The sequence below is a fragment of the Streptomyces viridosporus genome (genome assembly GCF_002078235.1).
Classification (GTDB): Bacteria; Actinomycetota; Actinomycetes; order Streptomycetales; family Streptomycetaceae; genus Streptomyces; species Streptomyces viridosporus.
The window spans coordinates 1-6,097 of record NZ_MSGP01000195.1 but is presented as its reverse complement, the minus strand read 5'-3'; the positions used below and the strand labels follow the sequence as shown (position 1 = coordinate 6,097).

Genomic DNA, 6,097 nt, shown 5'->3' with positions numbered 1-6,097 from the left:
CGAGGTGCTCGAGCACCTCGTCGACCCGGACGCGGCGCTCGACGAGATCCGCCGCGTGCTGCGCCCCGGCGGCCATCTGATGCTCTCCACCCCGAACCTGGCCGCCTGGTACAACCGGGTGCTGCTGCTGGCCGGGGTGCAGCCGGTGTTCTCCGAGGTCAGCCTGCGCGGCATCCACGGCCGACCGGGCACCGAGGTGGTCGGGCACCTGCGCCTCTACACGGCCCGCGCGCTGCGGGAGTTCGTCGCCGCGTCCGGTTTCACCGTGGTGCGTCTCGAGGGCGCCCCCTTCCACGGGGTCCCGCGTGCGCTGCGGCCGCTGGACCGGCTGGCCTGCGCCGGCCCCTCGCTCGCCTCGATCCTGCTGCTGCACGCGCGGAAGACGTGAGGGGGCCGGGGGGTCATGTGGTGGGGAGTGACCGCCGCCCTGCTGGCGAACGTCCTCTACAGCGGCGGGTTCGTCCTGGAGAAGCGGGCGCTGGCCACCCTGCCCGAAGTGACGGTCCGCCGGCCCGCCCGGCTGCTGCGGCTGGTGCTCGGCAGCCCGCTGTGGATCGGCGGCGCCCTGGCCCTCGCGGCCGGTTTCGCCGCCCAGCTGGTGGTGTACCGCACGCTGCCGATCGCCGCCGCGCAGGGCCTCTTCGTCTCCGGCCTGGTGCTGCTCGTGCTGCTGTCGGCCCAGTTGCTGGGCGAGGAGACCAGCGGCCGGGAGCGGTACGCGCTGGGCGCCATCCTGCTCGCCCTGCTGATGGTGGTGCTGTCGCTGCGCGAGGGCGGTCCGGGCGCCGACGCCGTGGGCCACGCGGCGCCGTACCCGCTGATCCTGCTGGTGTGCGTGCCGTCGCTGGCGGCCGGGGTGTGGCTGTACGCCTCCGCCGAGCGCCGTGCCCGGCGCCGCCACCGGATGCCGACCACGGGCGTCGAGTACGGCGTGGCCGTCGGCCTGCTCTACGGCGTCAGCTCGCTGGCCATCAAGGGGGTGTCGGGCCGGCTGACGACCGACGGCGTCGGCGGCGCGGTGCCCGCCCTGCTGCTCTCCCCGTACCCGTATCTGCTGCTGTTCACCGGCGCGTTCGGTCTGGTGATGTCGCAGGCGGCGCTCCAGCGCTGCCGGGCCTCGCTGATCGTGCCGGTGTGCACGACCGTCTCCTGTCTGTACTCGGCGGTGCTCGGCACGCTGTCGTTCGGCGAGGAACTCCCCGACGAGCCGCTGCGGCTGGCGTTGCGCGTCGCGGGCACGGTGCTCGCGGTCGCCGTGCTGCTGGTCATGCCGAAGCACGACACCGCCCGCCGACCGACCCCCGCGCCCGAGGAGCTGACATCCGGTGAACCCCGACGACCCGCTGCTGCGGATCCTGGCCTGCCCGCTCGACAAGGGCCCGCTGCACCTGCTGCCCCCCGCCCCCGGCGCGGACCGTGAGGAGGGGACGGGCGGACGGGCGGCGCGGGAGGAGTCCCTGTACAACCCGCGCCTGCGCCGCCGCTATCCGATCGTCGACGGCATCCCGCAGTTGCTGCCCTCGTCCGGCGAGCAGGTCCCGGACGAGGAGCACGAGGAGCTGCTGACCCGCATCTCCCCCGCGCACCGCCCCGACACCCCCGGGACGGCGCCGTGACGCCGCCCGCGCACCGGACCCCGGCCGCCCGCGCGGCGGCCTTCCTGCCCACCCGTGCCGTGGCCCTCGCGGCCCGGACGGTCTACCCCCGCTTCGAGCCCGAGCTGGCCCGGCTCGCCGACCTGTGCCCGCCGGGGTGCGACACGGCGGTGGACGTCGGCGGCTGGTACGGCCCGTGGACGCACCGGCTGGCCCGGCGCGTCCGGCGCGTGGTGACCGTCGAACCGGTCCCCCACCTGGCGCGGCTGCTCGCCGCCACCGCCCCGCCGAACGTACGGGTGATCCGCGCGGCGGCCTCGGACCGCTCCGGCACGGCCCGGTTGTGGCTGCCGCCGGACGACGACGGCGACCGGGGCGTGTCGTCCCTGGTCCGCCGGGACATCCACGGCCACTGCCTGGACGTCACCTGCGTCGCCCTGGACGAACTGGGCCTGCGCGACGTCGGCTTCATGAAGATCGACGTGGACGGCAACGAGTCGGCGGTGCTGCGCGGTGCGGCCGGCATCCTGGCCCGCGACCGCCCGGCCCTCTTCGTGGAGCTGGAGTCCCGCATCCAGCCCGTCGCCCCCGTGGTGACGTACCTGTCCCGCCTCGGCTACGACGGCTGGGTCCTGCCCGCCGGCACCTGGATCCCGCTGTCCCGCTTCCCCCTGGAGGCCCACCAGGCCCGCACCTCGTACGTCGTCTCGCACGGCCTGCTCCGCCGGGTCCTGCCCTACGGCCCGCTGAGGGGCCCGCGCTACGTCAACTCGGTGCTGTTCCTGCCGGACGGCCGCCGCCCCGGAGGGGCGCGCAGGGGCGACGATGGTTTCCATGCCCTCCGCGAAGCCCCCCGCTAGCCCCTTCACCGCGCTCGACTTCCAGCTGGTGCTGCTGCGCCGCATGGCCGACTTCAACCCCGACCTGGTGGAGGACGCCCGGCGCACGCTGGGCGCGCCCCTCGCGCGGATGCGCGAGGCCAACAGGCGCTGGCAGGCGATGGTCCGCTCCCCGCGCTCCCGGCCGCCCCTGTCCCGGTACCGCTCCGTCCTCGGCGAGCCGGAGTCCCGGACCCCGCGCCGGGTCGGCGACCTCGACGGCGAGGCGTGGCAGTGGCCGGTCCCGCTCTGGCCCGACCTGCGCTTCGAGGTCCTGACCGGCCCCGGGGGCGCCGTCCTGAACGAGTGGCTGGTCCGCGCGCCGGGCGCCGCGCCTCCCGCCCCGCGCACGCTGGAGGACCTGACGCCCTGGTCCTGCACGGTGGACGAGGCCGCCCGCGCCTTCCCCCCGGCCCGTCTCCTGGAGGGCACGGCGCCGACCCGGTGGGGCCTGGCCCTCACCGCCCCGGACGTCCGGGGCGAACGCCACGAGGTGGTCGCGGAGTTCACCTGGGGCCTGCTGCAGCGGACGGCGGTCAGCGGCCTCCCGCGGCCTTGAGGACCTCCTCCACCACGCGCTCCACGGACCCCGGGTGCAGCGACAGGAACAGGTTCGGCTCGACCAGCTCCAGCTCCATCACGCACGGCTCCCCGTCCGGCCCGTCCACGAGGTCGACCCGGGCGTACAGCAGCTCGGGCGCCCCGGGCACGGCGGCCAGGGCCCGCTCGGCGACGGCGCGTTCGGCCGGGGCGGGCGTCCAGGCGGTCAGTCCGGGATGGGCGACCTTGCGCTCGTCGTAGGGCGTCCCGGGCGCGAGCACCGCCTGCTTGCGGCTGGCGTGCAGCAGACGCCCGCCGAAGAACTGCAGCGCCCGCTCACCGGCGGTGTCGATGCCCCGCACGTACGGCTGCACCATCGCGGTGAGCCCGTCGGCGTGCATCCGCCGCAGGTGCCGTACGGCCGTGTCGTGCTCCTCGGGCGCGTAGCGGGCGGCGAACCGGGCGCCGGCGCCGGAGGCCGGCTTGACGACGTACTCGTGGTCGGCCGGGAGGTCGGCCGGGTCCCCCGGGGCCAGGTAGCGGGTGGGGACGACCGGCACGCCGGCCGCGGCGAGGTCGCCGAGGTACCGCTTGTCGGTGTTCCACCGCACCACGTCCGCCGGATTGGCCAGCCGGGTGGCCCTGCCGCACCGCTCGGCCCAGGCGGTGAACTCGGCGGCCCGCCAGCTGTAGTCCCAGGTCGAGCGGATCACGGCGAGGTCGAAGCCGCTCCAGTCGGTCTCCTCGTCGTCCCACGCCACGGCGGACGCCTCGGCCCCGGCCTCCCGGAGCGCCCGCACCAGCCCCGGCAGGTCACGGTCCTCGGCCACCGCGGGTCCGGGCCGGCAGGTCACGAGCGCGATGCGGGGCACGGCGGGCTCCCCCTCTCGTACGAACGGTCGATCGGACCGGCAGGCTAGCAATCCGGGGGGTGCGGTCCCTGCCCCGCCCGCCTCCGGAACCGGAAGCAGCAACCGGAACGCGCGCTTGACCTTCCCCTTCGGTGAAGCCCCAGCATCGGTGGCGGAACGCGGAACGACGCGGAACGACGCGGAACGACGCAGGGTGACGCAGGACGACCACGAGACGTACGGGGGACCTATGGGGATGCTGACGATCGGCGCGTTCGCGAAGGCGTGCCGGCTGTCCCCGAAGGCACTGCGCCTGTACGACGAGCTGGACCTGCTGCGGCCCGCCCGGGTGGCCCCGGACACCGGCTACCGCTACTACGCGACCGGGCAGTTGGAGCGGGCCCGGCTGGTGGCGTGGCTGCGGCGGCTGGGCATGCCGCTGGCGCAGATACGCCACGTCTGCTCGCTGGGCACCGCGGCCGCCGCCGGGGAGATCCGGGCGTACTGGGCCCGGGTCGAGGCGGAGACGGCCGTACGGCGGGACCTCGCCGCGTTCCTGGTCGATCACCTGACGGAAGAGTCGAGAAGGGACACCACCATGAACGCCACCACCCTGGAACTGCGCCACCACGCCCACTCCGACCGGGGCCGCGTCCGCCCCGCCAACCAGGACACCGCGTACGCGGGCAGCCGGCTGCTGGCCGTGGCCGACGGCTTCGGTCCGGCGGGCGCGCCGGCGAGCGGTGCGGCGGTGGAGGCGCTGCGGTTCCTGGACGCGGGGGAGATACCGGCGGGCGGTGTCCTCAACCTCCTGGAGGACGCGGTCCAGGGCGCGGCGCAGGCGGTGCGCGACGCGGCCGCCGGCGCGGAGGAGGCGGGCACCACGCTGACCGCCCTGCTGTGGACGGGCTCCCGGCTGGCCCTGGTCCACCTGGGCGACTCGCGGGTGTACCTCCTGCGCGACGGCACGCTGTTCCGCATCACCCACGACCACACGGTGGTCCAGTCGCTGCTCGACGAGGGCCGCCTGACTCCGGAGGAGGCCGCCTCCCACCCCCAGCGCTCCCTCCTGCTGAAGGCCCTCACCGGCGCCGGGACGAGCGCGTCCCCGGACCTCCGTCTCCACGACGCCCGCCCCGGCGACCGCTACCTCCTCTGCTCCGACGGCCTCCCGGCCGTCGTCCCCGACGACACGATCCAGCGCCTCCTCGCCGCCGCCCCGGCCCCGGACGACGCGGTCCACGCCCTGATCACCGAGGCCAACGGGGCAGGGGGCCCGGACAACGTCAGCTGCGTGGTGGCGGACCTGGTGGAGACGGCGACCTGATCCACGGCCGGGGCGGAGCGGACGGTCCTGTGGCCTCCGTCTCCGCTGCCGCTGCCGCTGCGATCCGAACACCGGGGCCGCCCCGTTCCGCCGGGGCGGGCGGGCCGGCCCCGGTGCAACGGGGCGGCCCGGTCAGCGGTAGTGCTCGAGGTTCCCCCCGCTGCCGTTGCAGGCTTCCGGGCCGGTCGCCACCGGCGGCCGTTCCTCGAGGATCCGCCGGGCGCGGACCTCTCCCCGGCTGATCTGCCACAACTCCGCGTCGAGGATCCGCAACTCCTCGGCCGGTGGTGGTAGGTGGGTCATGCCGTGGAGTGTGGCGCGCGTCATGCCGCGGAGCATGAGTGAGCGTACTCAGGTCCGTACTCAGATCCCGCGCGGTGAAGGCCCCGACCCGCGGGCTCGCCGCATGGACGAGGTGCCCTACGGTTCCACGCATGACTCCGATCAGCCCCGAGAGCCCACTGACCTCCGAAGACGCCCGGGCGCTGCTTGCCATTTGGCGGGACGGCGACCCGGAGGACCATGAGTACGCCCCGATCCCCTTCTGGTCCTCCTTCCCGGACCGAGCGGCCCCCTGGTTCGCGGCCGAGGGACCGCGTGCCCCAGCCGTGCCCGACGCAGGGGTCGGGCACGGTCGACAACGGCAACGAGCGGTCGCGTCCGTGCCCGCCGACAGGATCGATGAAACCGCGGGTCACCGCCAAGACACCCTGCCGCTCTCCCGAGGTGGTGGGCAGATCCGCCCGCTGTTCGTCCATCGGTGTCCGGGACGTGTGCCCCGGTCGGTCCCTCTGCCTGCTGCGTTTCCGCGGTGGGAAACCGGCTGTGCAGGAAGGAGAGTTCGGACGAGGATGTCTGTATGCGGGTAGGAGTGGTAGGGTTCAGGGTGACTCCACCCACGCGTAA

Annotated in this window: 8 protein-coding genes; 6 read left to right on the top strand and 2 right to left on the bottom strand. The window is 75.0% G+C overall.

Translation table 11 applies throughout. The annotated features are described in order from the left end of the window. The 5 genes from B7L92_RS14465 to B7L92_RS14445 form a co-directional block, all read left to right on the top strand. Window positions 1-388, top strand: a 388-nt coding sequence (locus B7L92_RS14465; protein WP_143626321.1) for a methyltransferase domain-containing protein, incomplete at its 5' end; no start/stop codon positions are given. A gap of 15 nt (window positions 389-403) precedes the next feature. Continuing rightward, on the top strand, window positions 404-1,420 hold the full coding sequence (locus tag B7L92_RS14460; protein WP_174703963.1) for a hypothetical protein: 1,017 nt from the start codon (window positions 404-406) through the stop codon (window positions 1,418-1,420). After that, entirely contained in the window at window positions 1,326-1,616 is a 291-nt protein-coding gene (locus tag B7L92_RS14455) for a Trm112 family protein (protein WP_081237865.1), read from the top strand. The genes B7L92_RS14460 and B7L92_RS14455 overlap by 95 nt, the downstream gene beginning before the upstream one ends. Further along, window positions 1,613-2,455 (top strand): FkbM family methyltransferase, encoded by an 843-nt coding sequence (locus B7L92_RS14450; RefSeq protein ID WP_081237863.1) that lies wholly within the window; start codon window positions 1,613-1,615, stop codon window positions 2,453-2,455. Before B7L92_RS14455 ends, B7L92_RS14450 begins: the two co-directional genes overlap by 4 nt. Next, window positions 2,421-3,032, top strand: coding sequence for a hypothetical protein (locus B7L92_RS14445; RefSeq protein ID WP_081237861.1), 612 nt, complete (start codon window positions 2,421-2,423; stop codon window positions 3,030-3,032). The genes B7L92_RS14450 and B7L92_RS14445 overlap by 35 nt, the downstream gene beginning before the upstream one ends. On the opposite strand, the gene B7L92_RS14440 is transcribed toward B7L92_RS14445, so the two are convergent. Next, on the bottom strand, window positions 3,010-3,885 hold the full coding sequence (locus tag B7L92_RS14440; RefSeq protein ID WP_081237860.1) for an ATP-grasp domain-containing protein: 876 nt from the start codon (window positions 3,883-3,885) through the stop codon (window positions 3,010-3,012). The genes B7L92_RS14445 and B7L92_RS14440 overlap by 23 nt on opposite strands. 229 nt (window positions 3,886-4,114) lie before the next feature. Here B7L92_RS14440 and B7L92_RS14435 point away from each other — a divergent pair, with 229 nt between their 5' ends. Next, window positions 4,115-5,191, top strand: coding sequence for a MerR family transcriptional regulator (locus tag B7L92_RS14435; protein WP_081237858.1), 1,077 nt, complete (start codon window positions 4,115-4,117; stop codon window positions 5,189-5,191). A 132-nt stretch (window positions 5,192-5,323) separates the two neighbouring features. Here B7L92_RS14435 and B7L92_RS14430 read toward each other — a convergent pair whose 3' ends face one another. Further along, window positions 5,324-5,518, bottom strand: a complete 195-nt coding sequence (locus B7L92_RS14430; protein ID WP_170102212.1) for a hypothetical protein — start codon at window positions 5,516-5,518, stop codon at window positions 5,324-5,326. Window positions 5,519-6,097 lie beyond the last annotated feature (579 nt).